Genomic DNA, 20,313 nt, shown 5'->3' with positions numbered 1-20,313 from the left:
TTTGAAAATGTACTAACAGCGTTAAAGGCATTGCTGCCTCTCTCGATTCGGGAGAGGCTTTTTTTTGCTAGTAAGTTGGGCTGAATCGCACTGGAGGTGTTATGTCGCAAGGATGCAAAAAAACCACTTGTCCCTATTGTGGTGTTGGATGTGGTGTCGAGGTCAATGCGAAAGGAATCGTTGGGGATGCGTGTCATCCTGCAAATGCGGGATCACTGTGCGTGAAGGGTGTCGCGCTGGCAGAGAGCTTGAATATGCCTTCGCGCTTGTTGTATCCAAAGCTTGTCACCAAGCAACGACCTCAAGGGCAAGAGGTGCAATGGCAACAAGCCACGGATCTGATTGCTGAAAAGATTCATCAAGCGAAAGCGGAGTTTGGACCGGATTCCATCGCGATGTACGTGTCAGGGCAGTTGTTAACGGAAGACTATTACGTCGCCAACAAACTCATGAAAGGCTATGTTGGCAGCGCAAACATCGATACGAACTCGCGTTTGTGTATGTCTTCGGCGGTTGCGGCTCATGTACGAGCATTTGGTGAAGATGTCGTTCCCGTCAATTACGACGATATTGATAAGACTGAGCTATTGATCATTTGCGGTGCTAATACCGCTTGGACGCACCCTGTTTTATTCCGACGTATTCAACAAGCGAGAGAAAACAATCCTAACCTCAAGCTGGTGGTCATTGACCCGCGTGAAACGGTCACCGCACAGCAAGCGGATTTGCATCTACCGATTAAAAACGATGGTGATGTGTCACTCTTCAATGGGCTGCTCAAGTTTCTTATTGAACAACAATTGATTGATTCTGAATACATAAATTCTTATACCGACGGATTTAATGCACTTAGAGAAGAAGTTTCTGATTTGCGTTACGATGTCACTAATTTGACGTCTTCCATTGGCATTTCAGAAGAAAAACTCACGACATTCTTCCAATGGTTTGCGCAAAGCCCAACCGCAATTACGTTGTTTTGCCAAGGGGTAAACCAAGCCGAAAATGGCGTCGACAAAGGCAATGCAATCATTAATGCACACTTGGCGACGGGTAAAATTGCCAAGTCAGGTTGTGGGCCGTTTTCTATTACAGGTCAGCCCAATGCGATGGGTGGGCGAGAAGTCGGTGGATTGGCAAACCAGTTAGCGGTTCATCGTGCTTTTGACGCAAAGTCTATAAAGCAAGTGCAGGCGTTTTGGGATTCACCAGAAATTGCCACTCAGCCCGGTTTAAAAGCTGTTGAACTGTTTGAGGCGGTAGAACGTGGTGAGATTAAAGTTCTCTGGATCATGGCAACCAATCCTGTTGTCTCTTTGCCAGATAACCAATTGGTAAAACGTGCACTAGAGATTTGTCCGTTTGTGATTGTTTCCGATATCACAGCGGATTCGGATGTAGCGCATTACGCGGACCTATTGCTACCCGCCGCTGGCTGGGGGGAGAAGCAAGGCATGGTGACCAATTCTGAGCGTCGACTTTCAAGGCAGCGCCAGTTTCAAACGCCTCCCGGTGAAGCAAAATCAGATTGGTGGGCGATAAGCCAAGTTGGGCAAGCTCTGTGTGCATTGGAAAAGACACAAAATGGCTTTGCGTTTACTTCTGAGCGGGCGGTATTCAGGGAATATGCCGCGATGACAGGCATGAATGCAGATTCGCCATTGAAGCTAGATCTTTCTCAATACGCCAACTTAACCGAGCAAGAATACGAAGAGTGGGTGCCGACACAATGGGGAGGAGAGCGCCCTTTTGCTGATGGCGTCTATTCACACCCAGATGGAAAAGCGCGTTTTGTCGTGACCAGTGAATCTCCAACGCGCTTAGAAAGAACAAAAGGCTGGTGGCTCAATACGGGCAGGCAACGTGACCAATGGCATACCATGACGCGCACAGGGCATATCGCCCACCTTGCCGCCTCAGAGTTAGAACCAACCGTGTACATGAACACGCTCTCTGCCACTCAAAATCGCTTAAAAGCAGGACAGCTCACCAAGCTGTTTCAGCCTGCTTCAAACACCGGTATTTATGCCAAAGTTGCCATTGATGAAGGTTTGGGTTTTCAGGAGCTGTTTATGTCAATGCACTGGGCGGGTCGATATGGCGGTGAAAGCAGTGTTAATGCGATAGTAAACAGCGCAAAAGACCCTATTTCAGGGCAGCCTGCATTTAAGTCGTCTTATGTTGAAGTGCAAGACGCCGCGGTCAAAACCTACGGTATGTTCATCGGTACACAGTTTGATTCCGGTAAATTTCTCTACAGCGCATTTCAAGCAGAAAGCAATTTGGGCATTTGGCGCTTTGCACATGATAAGCGACCAAAGAAGCAGAGTTTTTGTCGAACGGAAAAGAGCCGCAGAATTACGATAGATATTGTCCAAGGTTGGCTAGCGGTGGACTATGACCTTGTTGGAGACGTGCGTATCATTCGCTCTGTTTTGGTGGTGTCTAGTGAACCGATTCAAACCGACTACACCAACTTTACCGGCTTGATTGGCAAGCCGATGGAGCTATCGCAACTGCTTACCATCACTCAATCGCAAAGCAGTGCCAAACTGGTTTGTAGTTGTTTCCGCGTTACCGATAAACAAATACATGACGCGATGGAGAAACAAGACTGTACGTCAGTGACCCAACTTCAAAACAAACTCAAATGCGGTACTAACTGTGGCTCGTGCGTCTCTCAAATCAAACAAATGGTCGACAGCCATCAGCATCAAAAGGGCAAACAGCAAGCGAACCAGCAAAGTTTGGCTATTCAAATAAAGTAAGTCATAAAGAGGATAAGCACATGGAAGCGCCTTATCAAAAATCTTGGTTTAAGAAAGGACAAGCGAGTCAGAAACAAGAACGCTCGTCTCGCTTTTCTAAGCATGACCAAGCAAGCAAACTGAACCAACTTTTAGAAGACCATTCACTAGACCTTGACGCGAACCACAAAGGTTTTGTCTCGATTGTTGGAGCAGGGCCGCACGATCCTGACTTGTTAACCGTGAAGGCAGTGAAAGCGATTATGTCGGCAGAGATTCTGCTGTACGACCGTTTGGTTAACAAAGATATTTTGGAGTTGGCTCCGCCACAAGCCGATTGGATTTACGTGGGCAAACGATACGGACAACCTAGTATTGGTCAGGAAGAAATTTGTGACTTGATGGTATCGCTCGCTCAACAAGGAAAGCGAGTTGTGCGCTTAAAAGGGGGAGATCCTTTCGTATTTGGCCGTGGAGGCGAAGAAGCATTAGCGCTCGTCAAACACTCAATCGCGTACGAAGTCATTCCCGGCATTACCGCTGCGATTGGATGTTCAGCAAACAGCTTGATTCCGCTTACTCATCGTGGCGTTGCTCGCAGCGTTACCTTTGTGACGGGGCAAGTGGTAACAGGTGCATTTGACGCGTGGAGCCAATTGATGCAAAGCGGACAAACGTTAGTCTTCTATATGGGGTTAGAAAAGTCATCACAAATACAAACGGGTTTATTAGGCTCTGGTTTGAGAGCAGATTTCCCAGTCGCGATCATCACTCATGGTTGCAGCCCTCAACAACAAGTGCACGTTACACAACTCAATCAGCTCAATGATTTATCGATTACACTTAAAGGCGTGAGCCCAGCATTGATTGTGATGGGAGAAGTTGTCAAACTGCGCGAACAACTAATAGAAACCGTACAGTCAGTGACGGAATACGAGGGAATATGAGCAGCATTTTGGAATGTATTAGAACAGTCGGTCGTGGCGAACGTGGTAGAAAACCACTGAACTTTGACCAAGCGTTTCGAGTTATGGATGAATACCTAAACGGTGAGTGCGACGACGATCAGATGGCAATGCTGTTGATGCTGATCCGCGTACAGAACGAGACTCAACAAGAAATCGCTGGCTTTGTGAAAGCATTCCAATCCCGCATGCCAGCCATTGGTGCAGACATTGACTGGCCATGTTATGCAGGCAAACGTGAAGCGGCAGGTCAGCCTTGGCACCTGTTGGCAGCGAAGATCCTCGCCGAGAATGGTCATAAGGTGCTGATGCATGGCTACCACGATCGTCAATCTGGACGTTTACATGCCGAAGATTACCTCGATAAGTTTGCTATCAACAAAGCGGAATCAGCAGAAGACGCAAAGCGTGTGTTAGAAACACAAAACATTGTGTATCTGCCGCTGAGTGCGTTTGCTCCTCAAGCAGAAACCATGATCGGTTGGAAGAATCGTTATGGACTTAGAACGCCGATTAATACCGTGGTTCGAGCATTGAATCCGGGGCAGGCGACGGTTGGTATTCGTGGTAGCTTCCATCCCGGGTTTCAACAACTTCATGCTGAAGTCGAATTCGAGATTGGCAAAACCGCTCATGCCGTTGTGTCATTCAAAGGACAATCGGGTGAGTCCGAATACAACCCGAAAGTAAGCCAAACAGTATGGTTAAGCCAAACAAGCGGCGTGACATCGCATTACTGGACGGAACAAATGCTGTCTGAGGTGTCAATGCCTGCAAACTGCCCGTTTGGAACGTCAGAAGACGACATGAACCAAATGGCAAATACGGTTCTTGCCACCATGACAGTGGTGCTATTTGCACAAATGCATGACAGGGAAAAAGCATTCGAACGAGCTTTCTCGTACTGGCAAGCCTATTGCGGCCAGCAATAAGATACTATTGTCAATTAATGTAAAACCAACGACGCAAAGTTGTTGAATCTGAATCCATTATCTATTGTTTGAAGAAGGTAAAAGATCCTAGCTCGCCAATGATGTGTTTCACCACCTTACTCCGTATCAGAGTGGTGAAACCGCAGTTTTAGCCTCAATCGCGTTCGTTTCTCGCTGCGCGTTTGAGAATGAGAAAATCCCATATGGTAAGACACAGAGGACATGGATAATGGTTCTAAAGCATACCACTCCTAGTGAAAAGGCTTCTCATCCGATCCCGCAAGAAGCCTTCGATTGGTACGACGAATACGCCCACGGAAAAATCACGCGCCGTGAGTTTCTTAACAGGCTGGGTGGCCTTGCGGTGCTTGGCTTTAGCATGACAGCACTGGTCGATGCGTTAACCCCGAATTACGCACTTGCAGAACAAGTTTCATTTAACGATCCTGACATCAAAGCAACTTACGAAACCTTTCCATCTCCAAATGGGCATGGAGAAGGGCGTGGTTATTTGGTGATGCCACAGAAGAAGACCTTAAAATCGCCGACCGTGTTGGTGATCCATGAAAACCGAGGTCTGAACCCTTATATCAAAGATGTCGCAAGACGACTTGCAAAAGATGGCTTTATTGCTTTCGCTCCAGACGCGCTTTACCCACTCGGCGGCTATCCGGGGAACGACGATGAAGGTCGCGCAATGCAGAAAGAGATGGACAGAGCCAAGATCGAACAAGACTTTATTGCAGCCGCTAACTTCCTCAAACAATACGAGGGTGGAAACGGTAAATTGGGCGCGGTTGGATTCTGCTTCGGTGGATACATTGTCAACATGCTTGCAGCAGTTATGCCAGAAGAACTCGATGCAGGTGTGCCATTCTATGGAACACCCGCGGCGCAAGAGATCCAAAAGCAAGTCAAAGGGCCATTGATGATTCACTTTGCAGGGCTCGATAAGCGTGTTAACGACACATGGCCTGCTTATGAGCAGCAATTGATCGCAACCGACGCACGGTATCAAGCGTTAATGTATGAGAACGTCAACCACGGCTTCCATAACGACTCAACAGCACGCTACGCACCGGAAGAAGCAGCACTCGCTTGGGAGCGCACACTCGGCTTCTTCAAAGAACATCTTGCAATCTAGTTAAAACGCTTAAACCTTAGTTGGCACATTCCTTGTTATGTCTCTCTTAGTGAGTGAGATATAAACAAGGAATGTGCATGACTCAATCAACGTCAAAAACACCCATCATAGTATGCTGTGATAGCCTCGAAGAGCAGGCTCGATTGTCCGGCTTATTGAGCAAAGATTACGACAACATCATCGGTTGCCAATTGGCACAACTAGAAACGTTAATGCAACGAGAACCGTCAGCAAGCGTTGTGGTTGGATGGCAGCAACCAACCGCGGAACTGCGTTTGATCGTCGATTTCTGCCGCAGAAAATCGACACCACTTCTTATCGTCTTAAAGCAGTTATCATCTAATGATATCAATCGTTTATCAGAAAAAACGGACTATGTGCTCATGCCGCACGATAGTGAATTTGCACTTCAACCTTGGATTGAGCATGCGGCATTAGTGAGAGCGAAATTCGAAAGTATGCAATCGGAAATTGAATCGCTGACCCACAAGATCGAAGAGCGCAAGCTGGTGGAAAAAGCCAAAGGTCTGCTGATGAAGATGCACAGCGTTGATGAAGAACAGGCTTATAAAGCGCTTAGAAATTCAGCCATGCAATCGAGCCAAACGCTCGCACAAGTTGCCAAGAATTTGATAACTACTTTGGAAGTATTGGATTAGTTGCTCTACCACTTTGGGGTTAGAGTGCGTTTTCTAACGTGGTGCGTGTTGCACTATCAGCAAGCAATAACAGGGAATAACAAACGGCAAGATATACTAATCTATTGTATTTACTGTGAAAAATAAGTTGGCACAGTAATTGGATTAGAAGAATTGGGTTTATTGTTGAATCGCTTATCTCAATTATCAACGGCGGTAATTGTAGACTTAGCAACGGCGCTACTGCTCTTCGGAGTAGTGGCGCTTTTTTTATGGGAGCAAACCAATGAAATGGAGTTCGATGCTGAAAGTGTCAGCAATTTCGTTATCGGTATTCACCACGGTCAGCGTAAAGGCAGAGTTGGGTGAACCAGAAATTGAAGACCTGAAGTTTGGTTTTATTAAGTTAACCGATATGGCACCGCTGGCGGTTGCTTATGAAAAAGGCTTTTTTGAAGACGAAGGCTTGTACGTCACTTTAGAAGCGCAAGCAAACTGGAAGGTGCTTTTAGACCGAGTCATCGACGGTGAGCTTGCTGGCGCGCACATGCTTGCTGGTCAGCCATTGGGCGCGACGATTGGTGTCGGCACAAAAGCAGAAGTGATTACCGCGTTCAGTATGGATTTGAACGGCAACGCAATCACGGTTTCCAATGATACTTGGGAGCAGATGAAGCAATACATTCCAAAGCAACCAGATGGCAAACCAGTTCACCCAATCAAAGCGGATGCACTGAAGCCTGTGGTCGACAGCTATCTGGATAAAGGCAAACCGTTCAACATGGGGATGGTGTTCCCTGTATCGACGCACAACTATGAGTTGCGATACTGGTTAGCGGCAGGTGGGATTCATCCAGGTTTTTACGCACCAGACTCAGGCGATAACAGTGGCCAGTTGGATGCTGACGTTCTTTTGAGTGTTACACCGCCACCACAAATGCCAGCAACAATGGAAGCGGGCACGATCAAAGGGTACTGCGTAGGCGAACCATGGAACCAACAAGCCGTATTCAAAGGTATTGGTACGCCAGTCGTGACCGATTACGAGATCTGGAAGAACAATCCAGAGAAAGTGTTTGGTGTTTCCAAAGCTTGGGCTGAGAAGTATCCAAACACGCACATTCGCGTAGTGAAAGCCTTGATTCGAGCGGCACATTGGTTGGATGAAAACGACAATGCCAACCGCCAAGAAGCAGTGAAGATGCTATCAAAAAGCGAATATGTTGGAGCCGATGCCGAAGTTATCGCCAACTCAATGACCGGCACATTTGAATACGAGAAAGGCGACAAACGAGACGTGCCAGACTTCAACGTGTTCTTCCGTCATAACGCCACGTATCCGTATTACAGCGATGCGATTTGGTATCTGACTCAAATGCGCCGTTGGGGACAAATCTCAAGCGAGAAATCCGATGATTGGTACATGGATGTGGCGAAAGAGGTTTACCGTCCAGATATCTACCAACAAGCAGCTCAAGCGCTAATTGAAGATGGTGTGTTGAGCAAAAAAGACTTCCCAGATTTTAGTGCTGAAGATGGTTTCCGTGCGCCACAAACACACTTTATCGACAACATCGTTTATGACGGTCGCGAGCCAAATAAATATCTAGAGAAGTTCTCTATCGGGCTTAAAGGAAAAGACAAGGTTTAACCATAACGATAAACGCCACAAGCGAGGGAATTCGCTTGTGGCAACAAGGATGTAAATTTCTTAGGAGTGAGTATGTCTAGTAATGTCATTTCCCTGTTTCCTGCTAAGCAGGTAGTGAACCGAAGTCGGTTGGTGCTTTTACCCGTCATTGGCTTGCTGATCTTTTTGGCAATGTGGCACTTAGCAGCGAGAGAAGTGCAAACTTCATTAGGTACGCTACCGGGACCTGTGCAAACTTTTCAGCAGTTCAGCAATCTTGTCGATGACCATTGGCAAGAGCGAGAAAAGGAACAAGCGTTTATCGAGCGTCAGGAAAAGCGCAATGCTGCGAAGTTAGCCAAGAATCCGGACGCGGAAGTGAAGATTCGTCCCTACACAGGTAAACCGACGTTCTTCGATCAAATCATAACAAGCTTAGTGACTGTGACTGCGGGCTTTTTACTGGCGACTGTCATCGCGATTCCGCTTGGCATCGTGCTTGGTCTTAATCAAGGGCTGTATCAAGCGTTCAACCCAATCATTCAACTGCTCAAGCCCGTATCACCTTTAGCTTGGCTGCCTATCGTCACTATGGTTGTAAGTGCCACTTATGTGAGTGATGACCCGATGTTTGCTAAGTCGTTCATTAACTCTCTGATCACTGTAGCGCTGTGTAGCTTATGGCCGACGCTGATTAATACCGCAGTGGGTGTAACGAGCGTTGATAAAGACTTAATCAACGTGAGTAAAGTGCTTCAACTTTCGTGGTGGCAGCACATTCGCACTATCGTTTTACCTTCTGCCATTCCAATGATCTTCACAGGTTTACGTCTCTCTTTAGGTATCGCTTGGATGGTGTTGATTGCGGCAGAAATGCTCGCTCAGAACCCGGGGTTAGGCAAGTTCGTTTGGGATGAATTCCAGAACGGCAGCTCGGCATCATTGGGGCGCATCATGGTGGCAGTCATCACCATTGGTTTTATCGGTTTGATGCTCGATAGAGGCATGCTGCAACTTCAAAAGTGGCTGTCTTGGAATAAACAACAAGCGTTGAGATAAGGGAAACGATCATGGAAAAAGCATTATTAGATCTAACGCGTTTAGGGATGCGATTCCCAACGCCAGATGGCGAGTTCATCGCGCTTAAGAACGTCGATTTACAAATCAATAAAGGCGAGTTTGTATCCCTAATTGGTCACTCTGGCTGTGGTAAATCAACGGTATTGAACTTAGTCGCAGGGCTGCACATGCCAACAGATGGCGGCGTGATCGTCGATGGACGAGAAGTAGCTGGACCGGGACCTGACCGCGCAGTGGTGTTCCAAAACCATTCATTATTGCCTTGGTTAACCGTGTATCAAAATGTTGAGTTAGCTGTAAAACAAATTGCCGGCAAAAAGGGCAAAGCGTGGATTCAGGAGCAAGTGAATCACTATTTGGAGTTGATTCAAATGCAGCATGCCGCGCACAAAAAGCCCGATGAAATCTCGGGTGGTATGAAGCAGCGAGTCGGCATCGCCAGAGCACTGGCACTTCAACCAAAGGTTCTACTGATGGATGAGCCATTTGGCGCGTTGGATGCGTTAACTCGTGCGCATTTGCAGGATGCACTGATGAAGATTCAAGCCGAGCTAAACAACACCGTCATCATGATTACCCACGACGTGGATGAAGCGGTGCTGCTATCCGACAAAATCGTGATGATGACTAACGGACCGGCAGCAACCATTGGAGAGGTGTTAGAAGTGAACCTACCTCGCCCTCGTGAGCGTGTCGCACTGGCGGATGATGCGCAGTATCAGAAGTGTCGCCAAGCGGTGCTGAAGTTCCTTTACGAGAAGCAATCCAAAGTCGAGATTCCTGCTTCGAAAGAAGACAAACCCAAAACCGCAGCGCAAACGGCATAAGGAGGCAGCGATGAACAGTCCTTTAACGATTCCAGTAAAGAACGCATTGAGCCACATCGTTGTGGTAGGCAACGGTATGGTCGGGCAACACCTTGTCGAGCAATTGGTACAGAAAAACGCGCATTTGGAGCACCGAATTACCGTGATTGGTGCAGAGCGCTTTATCGCGTATGACCGTGTACAGTTGTCCTCTTTGTTTGCGGGCAAATCTCATGATGATTTGATGCTGAGTAACCAAGAATGGTACGACATGCATGGCATCCAACTCGTACTTGGCAGCCAAGTAACAGGCATCGACAGAGAGCAAAAGCGTATTCTGCTTGATGGTGAAGATGTGCTGGGTTACGACCAACTCGTGCTCGCGACCGGTTCTTACCCGTTTGTGCCTCCAATTGAAGGTAAAGACCGAGACAACGTGTTTGTCTACCGCACGCTTGATGACCTTTCACAAATCAAAAAGGCATGTGAAGGCGCAAGAACAGGCGCAGTGATTGGCGGCGGCTTGTTGGGTTTAGAAGCGGCAAACGCACTCAAACTATTGGGGTTAGAAACTCACGTCATTGAGTTTGCGCCTCGCCTGATGCCCGTGCAATTAGATGATGGTGCAGGCTTGGTGCTAAAAGAGAAGATTGAAGCGCTAGGGCTAACCGTTCACACCTCAACGGGTACGGAACGAATCTGCGATGGTGAAACGGCTAAGCATCGTATGGTGTTTAAAGACAAAGATCCTCTCGAAGTGGATGTGATTGTCTTCTCCGCAGGCATTCGTCCTCAAGATGAGTTGGCAAGGCTGGCTGAGCTAGAAATAGGCGAGCGAGGCGGCATTGTGATTAATAACCAATGCCAAACCAGCGATGAGAACATTTACGCGATTGGCGAATGTGCCCTTTGGGAGCAGAAGATCTTTGGTTTAGTCGCACCCGGTTACACCATGGCGAGAACCACTGCCGATGTCTTGACTGGGATGCCGAGCGAAGGTTTTAAAGGTGCAGACATGAGCACCAAGCTCAAGCTACTTGGGGTGGATGTGGCGTCTATCGGCGATGCACAAATGCAAACCGAAGGTGCTCAAGAAATGGTCTTGCAAGATGCGGTCGCAGGCATCTACAAAAAGCTGGTGGTTGATGCGAGCGGTAACCAATTACTTGGTGCGATTCTCGTCGGTGATAACAGCGATTACGATGCGCTCTTACAGTGTTATTTGAACAAAACGGTTCTACCAGACCACGCCGCGAACCTGTTGTTTGATACCGGAATGCTTGATGGAGAGATGCCAGACAGCGCCATCATCTGTTCTTGTCACAACGTCACAAAAGGTGACTTAGTTGCCGAGATTCAAGCCGGCACTACCAACCTGACGGACCTTAAAGCCAACACCAAAGCCGGTACTGGCTGTGGTGGTTGTAGCAATATGGTCAAATCGGTATTGGATACTCAATTAGCAGCCATGGGGGTAGAGGTTAACAACCACCTTTGTGAGCACTTTGAGCTCAGTCGCCAAGAGATGTTTCATATTTGCCAAGTGGAACAAATCAAAGACTTTGACACCTTAATTGCACTGCATGGCAAAGGGTATGGGTGTGATATCTGTAAGCCTACGGCAGCATCTGTGTTTGCTTCTTTGTGGAATGAACACATCATGGAGCCACAGCATCAATCTCTGCAAGATTCTAATGATGCCTTTATGGCAAACCTGCAAAAAGATGGTTCTTACTCGATTGTGCCTCGTGTTCCGGGCGGCGAAATCACACCAGACAAACTTATCGTGCTAGGTGAAGTTGCTCAGCAATACGATCTGTACACCAAGATCACTGGCGGTCAGCGCGTAGATTTATTTGGTGCGCAGTTAGAACAGCTTCCTGAAATCTGGCAAACCTTGATTGATGCTGGTTTTGAAACAGGGCACGCCTACGGCAAATCGGTGCGCACTGTGAAATCTTGCGTCGGTTCTACTTGGTGTCGTTATGGTGTTGATGATTCGGTTGGGTTAGCCATTGAGTTAGAGAACCGCTACAAAGGATTGCGAGCGCCCCATAAGCTTAAGTTTGCCGTATCGGGCTGTACTCGCGAGTGTGCAGAAGCGCAAAGTAAAGACATTGGGGTGATCGCCACCGAAAACGGCTGGAATCTATACGTTTGTGGTAATGGCGGCATGAGACCACGACACGCTGATTTGTTTGCATCTGACTTATCCAAATCAGAGTTGATCACCATGATCGACCGAGTATTGATGTTCTACGTCAGCACCGCAGATCGCTTGCAGCGCACGTCGGTGTGGATGGAGAACATGGAAGGGGGCCTAGATTACCTTAAACAAGTGATTTTGGATGACTCTCTCAACCTATGTGATTCTTTGGATGAACAAATGGCACGAGTCGTAGATACGTATCAATGTGAGTGGAAGAGTACGTTGGATAATCCTCAGAAATTGCAACGCTTCCGTCCTTTCTTGAACAGCACGTCGGGCAGCAAAGTCTTGCCGTACCAACGTGTGCGCGGTCAGCGTATTCCAGTGAAACAGGAGGTGTAAATGGCAGCTTTAACCAAAGTGAAATTGTGTCAGCTTGATGACTTAATGCCGTTTATCGGTGCTACTGTATTGATTGAAGGCGAGCACGTTGCGCTATTCTACATTCCAGATAGCGGTGTTTACGCCGTTCAAGATTTGGATCCAATTGGTAAGGCTTATGTGATGAGTCGAGGGATTGTCGGTGATATTGATGGAGAGATGTGTGTTGCGTCACCACTGTACAAACAGCATTTCAGCTTAAAGAGCGGGCAGTGTTTAGAAGACGAAGCGCACTGTCTAAAAACGTGGCAAGTAATGGTCGACGATAATCAGGTTTGTTATTTAGTCGAAGAGTGATCTCCGAAGTTAGCTTGCTCGATATGAGTGAATTCTTCGCGTGAGAGACATGCGAATAAAGCTCCAGATACACCACAGTATGGTTCTGGAGCTTTTTACTATTTGGAAGGATTCACTTGTAGTTCGGTATAGCCAGTCGAGTCGTCCATCGCTCTAGTGAACTCAAGTTCTGAGTAAGAATGGATGATCAATTCTGCGGTAGTATCAATCACTGTGCCTTCCAGCAAATGCCCACCGCAAACTAGTCCATCACGATCAGACACCGAGATATGAACGTGCTGATGCTCAGGCGTTAGTGTTCCCATCACAGAGACGATTTCAAATGGCTCTTGTTTGGTTAACGTACTCTCTGCACCTGCCAAACGAACGTTGAGGTCAGAGATACAGCCAACGCATGAGGAAATCGAGCCTGCTTTGATACCATGCTGCTCGACCAATTTCGCTAGGCTCAGCTTTAAGTCCATGCCTTTGGTAAGGCGTACCGCTATCACTTCAATCGACATATTATTTCCTAATCAAAACCAGCAAGCAGGAAAGCGCCGTATCCAAGTCTGCATAACGTTTGGCTTTGCCAAGTACGCGCATGCCTTGCATGTTGTTGAGAACAAAACGAGCGAGTTCTTCTGGTTTCAGCGTTTTCGGCACTAAGGTTTCTTTCTGCGCATTGGTCAGCGCATCCGCAATGATGTCGATAAGATGGTCAAACAAAAAATGCCCTTTGCGCAGTACGTCATCGTCTTCGCCAGCGTGCTCAATCAACGCATTTTGAATAAAGCACCCACAGTTGCGTTTGCGTTGCAGCTCAGCAAAAGATTTAAGGAACGATTCCAACTCAGGTAAAGACGCATCGTCTTTTTCTAAATCATTCAGTGACGGTAGCGAGACCTTTTTTAAGTAAGTATCGAGCGCTTCGTAGTAGAGCTGTTGCTTGTCACCATAGGTGTTGTAAAGACTGAAGCGGTTGATGTTCAACTCGTCGGTGAGATCCGAGATAGACGTGTTCGCAAAGCCCTTGCGCCAAAACACATCCATAGCCACGAGAAGCTTTTCATCTCGGTCGAAGTTGGCTTTTCTTGCCATAAATTACCTGCCTGGGTCTGCTTATCGGGTAATTAAATTGCTTTGGAGGGATGGTACAGAGAACCTCTAGCGTTCGAACTGAACCAATATGGTGAATACCCATCTATTCTTGGGTATCAGCCCCCAAATTCATGTGAACTCACAAACGGCATCAAAAATCTCGCTCAGCAAACAGCCCCACAACTGTTTGAAAATTTTTGATAGTGAAGTTCTTGACTGATCGTTTATAAACTGGCTACAGTATATCCTAACCAATCGGTTAGAAAAAGATAAAAGGATGTGAAATGAAGCTCTATGAAACCGCAATGACTCCAAGTTGTAAGCGAGTTAGCATTTTTCTAAAGGAAATCGGTGGCGAGGTTGAGCGAATTGCGCTGAACGTTCGTGAGGGCGATAACCTATCTGAACCGTTTAAATCGAAAAGCGTGAACGGTAAAGTGCCTCTACTAGAACTGGATGATGGTACGACGATCTGTGAAAGCGTGGCGATTTGTCGCTACCTAGATGAAGCGTTTGAAAATGATCTGGCGCTGTTTGGTGCTAACCAGCTCGAACGTGCTCAGGTGGAAATGTGGCATCGTGTGGTGGAGTTCCAAGGACTAAATGCGGCATTTCAGGCGTTTCGAAACATGACCGGAGTTTATGGAGACAGAGAACGTTGCGTTGAAGCATGGGGCGAAGAATCAAAACAACGCGTCTACGAATTTCTGCCTGTCTTAGACAAGCGTCTTGAACATAATGATTTTATCGCCGTAGACCATTTTACTATTGTCGATATAACAGGCTTTATTTTGATCAGTTTCGCAATTAAAGGCCTAGAAATTGATGTGCTATCGACGTCGCCAAACATTGCTCGATGGTATAACCAAATTTTAGCTAGACCTGCATTTCAGAGTTAATGTATTGCAGCGAGTGGATGATAGCTCGCTGCTACTACCTTACCGATTCTTAACTCAGCAGGATATTCAAATTTTTTCAGATTTTTCTTATTTTTTCTCCTATGCCTATAATTGGAAAAACAACCTCAATTTGCTTCGTTGCGTTTTAGAGCCTCGAGCTCTTGGTCCGTAGACGCTCTCTTTCATCATGGAAAGTCTAATAATAGACAAGGAGAGGTCATGAATATTCAAGTGAAAACTATCAATAATATTTTAATAGCCCTGTTAATGGTTTCGGTTTTTGGTCTATTCGCACTGTACCTCAATTACACACAGCAGAATGAACAGATTGAAAGGCTGCAAAGTCAGTTAATCGAAAAAGAGCATCAGATACTAATTTCTAATGAAGCGTTGTCTTACACTCGATATCAACACCAATTATTAGCCGAAGACTACAGCCGTTTTAGAAATGAGCAGTCAGTGACTAGTGTTTTGCGTTAGCCAGTATAGCAACCGTATTAAGGAGGAAGATGAAATCCATTCTTTTGGTCGATGATAGTAAAACAGTCCTGCTTTACATCAGCAGTGCATTGGAAAAGCAGGGCTATGAAGTGGTTGCAGTTGAAGACGGAAGAGCGGCGCTTGAAGTGCTAACCCACCGCCCTGATATTCAGTTTGTGCTGAGTGATTTAATGATGCCTGGAATTAATGGTATTGAATTGTGTCGCCAATTAAAATCTAAAGTTAGCGAGCGTTACATTTTCTTTGTTCTACTGTCTTCTAGAAATGACCAAAGTTCGATCGTGAAAGGCATTGATGCTGGCGCAGATGATTTCGTAGATAAGAAGACGTCTGTAGAGGAACTTCAGGCCAGAATCCGTGCGGGGTTTCGTACTTTAGAACTGCACAACAAACTCGTTGAGAGAAATAAAGAACTCGATGCGGCCTATCAAACAATTCACCAAGACCTGCAGTCTGCGAGTCATCTGATGGAGCAACTACTACCTGCTGAATCAACTATCCAAAATATACAGTTTAGTTATGTCTACAAACCATGCTCCCAGATTGGTGGTGATATGTTGGGGTATTTGGAGCTCGATGAACAACATGTTGCGTTTTATGTATTTGATGTTTCTGGTCATGGTATTTCTTCAGCTTTGATGGCTTTTTCTATTCAACAGACGCTATCTCAAAGTCAGGGGCCTGATTCGATCACGATGGAGTTGAGAGATGACGGCTATTGCGTAAGTGAGCCTGCATCTGTGATTGAACGGCTAAATCGGCGTTATCAGCAAACTAGAAACAGTCAACATTACTTTACTATGGCTTACGCCATTCTTAACACAAAATCAGGGCGACTTAGCTATTGCACGGCTGGCCACCCTAGGATCTTAGTTTGGCGAGCGAGTACGAAAACGATGGAACAGATAGGTGACGATAACTTTATCGTTGGTGCAATGCAGCCGATGGAATATAGCGGTAACCAAATTAGTCTAGATGAGGGCGATGCATTGTGGCTTTATTCGGATGGTTTGATTGAAGCGAGGCAGGGTGAGGAGATGTTTTCACTACAACGATTGGCATCGAGTATAAAAGCTGTTTGCACGCTGCCAGTTGAAGATCAAGTGGGAGACGTCTTTAAAAAAGTACAATCTTGGCACAACGAAGATGAGTTTGATGATGATGCCAGCCTTTTACAGGTAAAATGGCATGGTGAGAGGCTCAATTTTAAGGAAAAGAATGTCAAAGAGCGAATTTAAACGAACTTACGGGAGCTCCCTTACTCACTCACGAAGTGCGAGCAAAGACGTTGTTCGGTTTTTGATGGGTCATCAAATCCCCTTAAATGCAATTCAATCATTGGAGCTTTGTGTCGTTGAGCTCATGAATAACGCTTATATTCATTCTTACAGTGAAATAGAAGGCCTGCCAATTGAAGTGGAGTGTAGGGTTGGGGATGACCAAGTGTCCGGTTTCGTGGAACTGAGAGTCTCTGATTGCGGAGCGCCGATCAATGAGAAGACGTTCATCCAACATAAAAATAAACAGATTGAGGCACCTAACTTAATGGATGACGATAGTTGGTCCTCCTCTGGTCGCGGACTGATGTTAGTCGCTCAATTATCTGACCTGTTTAAATTGGAAAAAGGTTTCGATAACAATACGTTTGTTGTAGTGAAAAGGAATTGGGAGAGAAACTAACAACCAAGCAAAGTCGATTTGCTTCACTTGGTCCCTAGCGTTAATCTGACGGTTGCGTTGTATATCATTGTTATTTTGTATTCGTTGTTGGTGCTGGTGATAGTAACGCCTCCAACTCTTCTGGTGTTAGAATATCACTGATGTTTAACATATTACTTTCATCATCTAGCGCCATCTTTGTACGGCTAAGTAAGTACCTTTTTTGAGTTGGTGTTAGGTCTTTGAGAGACTCAATCAACTCCCTGAAATTGCTATTATTCATTGCCATATTTCCCCCAGTTAAGCCTTGAATTTCTTTATTGCATATTCTTCAAGTAAGTGAAGATTTGTTGATTAATTGCAGCTAGCTCTTTAGTAACTATAGCTATATCTGAGCTATCTGGCGCTGTATCGTTTCTGGTTTTTTCTTCTATTCTTTGAAACGCAATGACCGCGGTGTCTTCTCCGAAACTCTCTAGAATGCCCTTTAAACTATGAGCTAATAGATAGAGTTCTGACCAACATTTGCTTGCATATAGCTCATCTATACGCTCTATATCATTCGTGTGATCTTCAAGGTATGTAGAAAAAACAGTGACGATCAGATCTACGTCGTTATCCATGTATGTATTGAGAACATCAAAATTAATCATGTATACCCCTATTAAACGTTGAGGTAGAGGAATGTTTCGGATAATGAAGGCTTAGCCGAAGGTATGAATGGCATAACCAGTATTTGAGCAGAAATAGTTTGCTTGTCGCTTGAGATAAACTTACAAAAAGAAAGTCATTGTTAAAGATATTTTGACTTATATCCAAACGGCAATGGTCGAAATGTAGGGATGAAAAAACTTCAACTCGCGTGTTTTTAACACAAGTAGCAAAGGGGACGTTTCCAAGTAAAACGCCGAGTCGGTAAGTGTCTTGCAGTCCTAGTTTAAGGCTATCGTTACATACGGACGCCAGACGTTCGCCAACTTTGACTATTCCTTCAGTCAAGGCTAACTCTCCTCATTAAGTATAAGTATAAATTAGCAATCTAGTTGCATATTGGAAAGTAATCTGCGGCAAAAAAGGGACTCGCGTCCCTTTTGTATTACTAGCTTTGTTTAGAGTCCTGTTCTATTTGCTTCATAAGCTCGTTGGCTTTCTTCATAGCGCGTCTTGCGCTTGAAGTCCTTCGCTTATTAAGTAATATATCGGAGAAGCGTAAGTATTTATCAGCAGTTTTGAATCTTAAATCGTTAACATCCTGAAAACCAATAGGAAAGTTTTTCGAGAACAGATCCACATCCTTCACCAAGTTATCGAGATGAGTTGTCGTCCTTGCCTTTTCTAGGCGAGAATAAAAGTTTTCAAACTCTTCTTGGAACAGGATTCTAGCGGCATCTTCTGGAAACGGTAGAGGGCTGTTGGAATCTAGCGCTGTCTCATATAATTTCATTTCAAGCACTGCATCTTTCATCGCATTACTTATCTGTAAGTTCTCTTGATGCTCTTCTACGTTTGAAAAGAAGGTGTTCCCAACCTTAATAAGAGCAACAAGTGCAGCTGCGTCTTTCTTTTTGAGTGCTTCAGTGAGGTGCTGACCGAAAACATCGCTAGATAACGAACTTGGCGTGAAAGGATAACCTTGATGAATCTGATTTAACTCATCCTTGAGCTCATAGATGGATTTACTGCCGTCTTCTTTACTGTACCGAGACTTTTCAAGTTGACTGTTGATTTGCCTTGCTATCGAAAGTAACGTGGAGTGCTTGCTTGACTGAATATCTAAGGCAAGAACTTCTATTTTATGTGAGTCAGGGTAGTAGGTTTTTGCTTTATCAAGTATGGACTCAATTTCATCATAATTCGGGTAGTTGTTGGCATCAGAATTCAAAACCTGATCAATTTCAGATTCAAACTCGCTGAGAATATAGGTCTTGTGTAAGCGTAATAAGCCAGCCTTAACGACTGGATGTAAGCTTTTTTCACTATCAATCAGTGCCAAACTTTTTTCTGCTGGCGTATCAAGCTGCCACTCTTGTCCGGCAATTTGATCATTTTGCTTGCTAATAACGGTTTCCAAAGTGGCAATGGTTTCTTGTTGCTGCTGATAACCAAATACAATGCCGCTAACTAATAATATACTCGCTGCCGCGCCGCTAGCGATAGGCCAATAGCGCATATTCAATTTGCGTTTCAACTGCTCAGGGGTCAGCTCGTTCGGAATGATGCCAGTTGAAAATACGCTTGAAAATATTGGCCACTTAGATGCAGGCATGTTAGTTGGTTTAGAGACCTTGATCTTCTTTTTGAGAGCTTCATTAACTGGAGTTCTTGCGTAAGGGTGTTTGCAACTCAATAACTCGTAAGCAATACAAAATAGAGCAAACATATCGTCGCTTAAGTTCGGTTCCTTACCGGATAACAGGTTGAGTGATGCATAGTTGGGAGTATAACCAAGCGTTTCAACATTTTCGGATTTACGTTTAGCCGCATATTGATCCTGCTTTAATTGATGAGTTTTAGATACACCAAAATCAAGCAACTTAACGTTACCCTCAGACGTTAAAATCACATTAGCGGGCTTTAGGTCGGCGTGCACTACACCAAGAGAGTGAGCATATGAGAGTGCATCGAGTACCTGATTTAGGATTGATAAAGTTGCATTAAACTTCAGCCCATGCGGCCTAGAACGCTGTATTAAACTCTCTAATGTTTCTCCGTTAATATACTCCATAACTAAAAAGTATATTTCGCCATCAACACCAAAATCAAAAACCCTAATGATATTAGGGTGGCTTAACCTTTGAGTTTGTTGAGCTTCACGTATTAACATGCGTGCAGTCTCTGGTTGAGAAGCAAACTCTTTCTGTAATATTTTTAACGCAACGTAGGGTGTTTCTGAACCTGAAGATTCAAGAATCTTATCTTTAGCTAAGTAAACATCACAAAGCCCACCATGCCCAATAACCGACTCAATTTCATACCGATTTTTAACGGTCGTTCCTATTAAGCTTTCGTTAATAACATCTTTGTTATTATTTAATGAGTCATCTTTATTGTTTTTTTTCTTATTAACTAACGGAGTGTTTTCTTTTTGAGACAGTTTTGTATTTGTTTCATTTTTATTTTTAACGGAGGTTTCATTATTAGTGAGTTTGGTTGATTTAATTGCATTGTCTCGTTTTTGAGTCTTTACAATTTTAGTTTTATCTCCGCTGTCTTCGTTATTTATAGAATTGTTTTTATTACTGTCTTCCATCACAAGAACTCCGTATAAATGATGGGGGAATATATACCTTTCTGCTCAATGAAAAGTCATTATGTTAGAATTTCTCGGCCAAACTAACATTCGTTTTT

General features: G+C 45.1%; 19 protein-coding genes. 14 read left to right on the top strand and 5 right to left on the bottom strand.

Annotated features, from left to right (window positions below; translation table 11 throughout):
* Positions 1–101 precede the first annotated feature (101 nt).
* The 10 genes from KI742_RS05365 (at position 102) to nirD (ending at position 12,826) form a co-directional block, all read left to right on the top strand.
* Positions 102–2,765 (top strand): nitrate reductase, encoded by a 2,664-nt coding sequence (locus tag KI742_RS05365; RefSeq protein WP_238854895.1) that lies wholly within the window; start codon positions 102–104, stop codon positions 2,763–2,765.
* 20 nt (positions 2,766–2,785) lie between these two features.
* The gene (cobA, locus tag KI742_RS05360) at positions 2,786–3,691 is read left to right on the top strand and encodes a uroporphyrinogen-III C-methyltransferase (protein WP_285384908.1); all 906 of its coding nucleotides are present in this window, start codon (positions 2,786–2,788) and stop codon (positions 3,689–3,691) included.
* Positions 3,688–4,641 carry a glycosyl transferase family protein gene (locus KI742_RS05355; RefSeq protein WP_285384907.1) on the top strand — a complete coding sequence of 318 codons (954 nt, stop codon included), beginning with the start codon at positions 3,688–3,690 and terminating at the stop codon, positions 4,639–4,641. Before cobA ends, KI742_RS05355 begins: the two co-directional genes overlap by 4 nt.
* A 229-nt stretch (positions 4,642–4,870) precedes the next feature.
* The gene (locus KI742_RS05350; RefSeq protein ID WP_285384906.1) at positions 4,871–5,785 is read left to right on the top strand and encodes a dienelactone hydrolase family protein; all 915 of its coding nucleotides are present in this window, start codon (positions 4,871–4,873) and stop codon (positions 5,783–5,785) included.
* Positions 5,786–5,862: 77 nt separating this feature from the next.
* The gene (locus tag KI742_RS05345; protein ID WP_285384905.1) at positions 5,863–6,444 is read left to right on the top strand and encodes an ANTAR domain-containing response regulator; all 582 of its coding nucleotides are present in this window, start codon (positions 5,863–5,865) and stop codon (positions 6,442–6,444) included.
* 265 nt (positions 6,445–6,709) lie between these two features.
* Entirely contained in the window at positions 6,710–8,074 is a 1,365-nt protein-coding gene (locus KI742_RS05340; protein ID WP_005375887.1) for a CmpA/NrtA family ABC transporter substrate-binding protein, read from the top strand.
* 72 nt (positions 8,075–8,146) lie between these two features.
* Entirely contained in the window at positions 8,147–9,112 is a 966-nt protein-coding gene (locus tag KI742_RS05335) for an ABC transporter permease (RefSeq protein WP_005375889.1), read from the top strand.
* Between the two features lie 11 nt (positions 9,113–9,123).
* Positions 9,124–9,960, top strand: a complete 837-nt coding sequence (locus tag KI742_RS05330) for an ABC transporter ATP-binding protein (protein WP_005450080.1) — start codon at positions 9,124–9,126, stop codon at positions 9,958–9,960.
* A gap of 10 nt (positions 9,961–9,970) precedes the next feature.
* A complete protein-coding gene (gene nirB, locus KI742_RS05325) occupies positions 9,971–12,490 on the top strand; it encodes a nitrite reductase large subunit NirB (protein WP_285384904.1) in 2,520 nt (839 codons plus the stop codon).
* Positions 12,491–12,826 (top strand): nitrite reductase small subunit NirD, encoded by a 336-nt coding sequence (nirD, locus tag KI742_RS05320; protein WP_253657114.1) that lies wholly within the window; start codon positions 12,491–12,493, stop codon positions 12,824–12,826.
* Between the two features lie 98 nt (positions 12,827–12,924).
* Here the strand turns inward: nirD and KI742_RS05315 are convergent, their stop codons facing one another.
* Both KI742_RS05315 and KI742_RS05310 read right to left on the bottom strand, forming a co-directional pair.
* Positions 12,925–13,329 carry a PPC domain-containing DNA-binding protein gene (locus tag KI742_RS05315; protein ID WP_253657113.1) on the bottom strand — a complete coding sequence of 135 codons (405 nt, stop codon included), beginning with the start codon at positions 13,327–13,329 and terminating at the stop codon, positions 12,925–12,927.
* Position 13,330: 1 nt separating this feature from the next.
* A complete protein-coding gene (locus KI742_RS05310; protein ID WP_005375904.1) occupies positions 13,331–13,906 on the bottom strand; it encodes a TetR/AcrR family transcriptional regulator in 576 nt (191 codons plus the stop codon).
* 284 nt (positions 13,907–14,190) lie between these two features.
* Here KI742_RS05310 and KI742_RS05305 point away from each other — a divergent pair, with 284 nt between their 5' ends.
* The 4 genes from KI742_RS05305 (at position 14,191) to KI742_RS05290 (ending at position 16,986) form a co-directional block, all read left to right on the top strand.
* A complete protein-coding gene (locus tag KI742_RS05305) occupies positions 14,191–14,805 on the top strand; it encodes a glutathione S-transferase family protein (RefSeq protein ID WP_005375905.1) in 615 nt (204 codons plus the stop codon).
* 219 nt (positions 14,806–15,024) lie between these two features.
* Positions 15,025–15,285 (top strand): hypothetical protein, encoded by a 261-nt coding sequence (locus KI742_RS05300; RefSeq protein ID WP_005375908.1) that lies wholly within the window; start codon positions 15,025–15,027, stop codon positions 15,283–15,285.
* Positions 15,286–15,314: 29 nt separating this feature from the next.
* Entirely contained in the window at positions 15,315–16,544 is a 1,230-nt protein-coding gene (locus KI742_RS05295; protein ID WP_085568998.1) for a PP2C family protein-serine/threonine phosphatase, read from the top strand.
* Positions 16,525–16,986, top strand: a complete 462-nt coding sequence (locus tag KI742_RS05290) for an ATP-binding protein (RefSeq protein ID WP_085568999.1) — start codon at positions 16,525–16,527, stop codon at positions 16,984–16,986. Before KI742_RS05295 ends, KI742_RS05290 begins: the two co-directional genes overlap by 20 nt.
* Before the next feature lie 70 nt (positions 16,987–17,056).
* Here the strand turns inward: KI742_RS05290 and KI742_RS05285 are convergent, their stop codons facing one another.
* The 3 genes from KI742_RS05285 to KI742_RS05275 all read right to left on the bottom strand — a co-directional run bounded on the left by KI742_RS05285 (position 17,057) and on the right by KI742_RS05275 (position 20,215).
* Positions 17,057–17,248 (bottom strand): hypothetical protein, encoded by a 192-nt coding sequence (locus KI742_RS05285; protein ID WP_025767706.1) that lies wholly within the window; start codon positions 17,246–17,248, stop codon positions 17,057–17,059.
* Positions 17,249–17,282: 34 nt separating this feature from the next.
* On the bottom strand, positions 17,283–17,618 hold the full coding sequence (locus KI742_RS05280) for an Hpt domain-containing protein (protein ID WP_031781126.1): 336 nt from the start codon (positions 17,616–17,618) through the stop codon (positions 17,283–17,285).
* Positions 17,619–18,064: 446 nt separating this feature from the next.
* Positions 18,065–20,215: a serine/threonine-protein kinase gene (locus KI742_RS05275; protein WP_085569000.1), complete on the bottom strand. Its 2,151-nt coding sequence runs from the start codon at positions 20,213–20,215 to the stop codon at positions 18,065–18,067.
* Positions 20,216–20,313: the final 98 nt, after the last annotated feature.

Origin of the sequence: Vibrio sp. D417a, assembly GCF_030248595.1 — a bacterium.
GTDB classification, from domain to species: Bacteria; Pseudomonadota; Gammaproteobacteria; order Enterobacterales; family Vibrionaceae; genus Vibrio; species Vibrio alginolyticus.
This window is presented reverse-complemented; position numbering and strand designations above follow the sequence as displayed.

Coding starts and splice junctions, on each gene's coding strand:
- KI742_RS05365 (WP_238854895.1), top strand. CDS start 102: ATGTCGCAAGGATGCAAAAAAACCACTTGTCCCTATTGTGGTGTTGGA.
- cobA (WP_285384908.1), top strand. CDS start 2,786: ATGGAAGCGCCTTATCAAAAATCTTGGTTTAAGAAAGGACAAGCGAGT.
- KI742_RS05355 (WP_285384907.1), top strand. CDS start 3,688: ATGAGCAGCATTTTGGAATGTATTAGAACAGTCGGTCGTGGCGAACGT.
- KI742_RS05350 (WP_285384906.1), top strand. CDS start 4,871: ATGGTTCTAAAGCATACCACTCCTAGTGAAAAGGCTTCTCATCCGATC.
- KI742_RS05345 (WP_285384905.1), top strand. CDS start 5,863: ATGACTCAATCAACGTCAAAAACACCCATCATAGTATGCTGTGATAGC.
- KI742_RS05340 (WP_005375887.1), top strand. CDS start 6,710: ATGAAATGGAGTTCGATGCTGAAAGTGTCAGCAATTTCGTTATCGGTA.
- KI742_RS05335 (WP_005375889.1), top strand. CDS start 8,147: ATGTCTAGTAATGTCATTTCCCTGTTTCCTGCTAAGCAGGTAGTGAAC.
- KI742_RS05330 (WP_005450080.1), top strand. CDS start 9,124: ATGGAAAAAGCATTATTAGATCTAACGCGTTTAGGGATGCGATTCCCA.
- nirB (WP_285384904.1), top strand. CDS start 9,971: ATGAACAGTCCTTTAACGATTCCAGTAAAGAACGCATTGAGCCACATC.
- nirD (WP_253657114.1), top strand. CDS start 12,491: ATGGCAGCTTTAACCAAAGTGAAATTGTGTCAGCTTGATGACTTAATG.
- KI742_RS05315 (WP_253657113.1), bottom strand. CDS start 13,329: ATGTCGATTGAAGTGATAGCGGTACGCCTTACCAAAGGCATGGACTTA.
- KI742_RS05310 (WP_005375904.1), bottom strand. CDS start 13,906: ATGGCAAGAAAAGCCAACTTCGACCGAGATGAAAAGCTTCTCGTGGCT.
- KI742_RS05305 (WP_005375905.1), top strand. CDS start 14,191: ATGAAGCTCTATGAAACCGCAATGACTCCAAGTTGTAAGCGAGTTAGC.
- KI742_RS05300 (WP_005375908.1), top strand. CDS start 15,025: ATGAATATTCAAGTGAAAACTATCAATAATATTTTAATAGCCCTGTTA.
- KI742_RS05295 (WP_085568998.1), top strand. CDS start 15,315: ATGAAATCCATTCTTTTGGTCGATGATAGTAAAACAGTCCTGCTTTAC.
- KI742_RS05290 (WP_085568999.1), top strand. CDS start 16,525: ATGTCAAAGAGCGAATTTAAACGAACTTACGGGAGCTCCCTTACTCAC.
- KI742_RS05285 (WP_025767706.1), bottom strand. CDS start 17,248: ATGAATAATAGCAATTTCAGGGAGTTGATTGAGTCTCTCAAAGACCTA.
- KI742_RS05280 (WP_031781126.1), bottom strand. CDS start 17,618: ATGATTAATTTTGATGTTCTCAATACATACATGGATAACGACGTAGAT.
- KI742_RS05275 (WP_085569000.1), bottom strand. CDS start 20,215: ATGGAAGACAGTAATAAAAACAATTCTATAAATAACGAAGACAGCGGA.